General features: G+C 51.6%; 1 protein-coding gene. It reads left to right on the top strand.

Annotation, left to right across the window (positions count from 1 at the left end; genetic code table 11):
• Positions 1–92 precede the first annotated feature (92 nt).
• Positions 93–967: IS4 family transposase (locus F1381_RS27830; RefSeq protein ID WP_151738064.1), on the top strand; the 875-nt coding region annotated here is incomplete at its 3' end.

The following is a 967-nucleotide window of genomic DNA, read 5'->3' as shown; positions in this document are numbered from 1 at the left end:
CAAATGGTATAAATTAACTGTCCATAAATAGAAAAAACTCTATTGTAAGAAGGTAGGCACGTTGTCCATACCCCCTTACAAAGGAGCCTCTAATGGATAACGTTAATGCAAATTCAGTCATACGTCAATTCTTATCTTTACTTCCGGTCCACGTTCTGGAGCGGACTGTATTCGATTACTACACCAAAAAGCTTACCGTGATGAAAAGCATCTTCATTTTTGTTGCCGCTCAGATGAACCAGTGGTCTTCTTACCGCGAAATCGAATCGCATATCCGTGCACAAACGGAGTTGCAGTGCCTGGTTCACTTGGACAACATTAGCGGCTCCCAACTGTCCCGTTCCCTGGATCGTCTGCCGACCGAGCTGCTCGAGCACATCTTCCAGCAATTGGCCCTACGCGCTAAAAGGCGGACAGCAACCTGTAGTGGGGTTTCCAAAACCATTGGGAAACTGAGCATTGTGGATGCCTCCACCATTTCGCTGCCCCTACACCTTGGAAAATGGGCCCAGGTGACCCGTAAAGCCAGCAGCGTCAAGATGCACTTGCGCCTGGTCGTCGCCTCACCGGATACCGTTTTTCCTGATGCCATGGTGCCCACGACAGCCAATGTTGGAGACCGGGCGTGTGCGCTTCACCTCGTCATCCTTGCGGACACGATTTATGTGATGGACCGGGGCTACGATGATTACAAAAAGATGGAAGAATGGAGCCAGCAGAATATCCGGTTCGTCATGCGGCTGCGAGATCGGGCACACACTACCATTTTGGAGGAGGCTCCAGTGGAGCCGGGCGGCCGAGTGCTCCGGGATGCCAAAGTTCAGATGGGCAGCGCTCCTCGCACGAACAAGCACACGCTACGGCTCATTGAATTCACGGATGAGCAGGGACGTCGCTACCGGCTCGTGACTTCAATTTGGGATTTGTCGGCAGAAGAAATTGCACAGATTTACAAATGCCGCTGGCT

It is taken from the genome of Paenibacillus tengchongensis (assembly GCF_008973665.1).
In the GTDB taxonomy this organism is placed as follows: Bacteria; Bacillota; Bacilli; order Paenibacillales; family Paenibacillaceae; genus Paenibacillus_AQ; species Paenibacillus_AQ tengchongensis.
The sequence above is the reverse complement of the archived record's forward strand: the minus strand, read 5'-3'. Positions and strand labels throughout refer to the sequence as shown.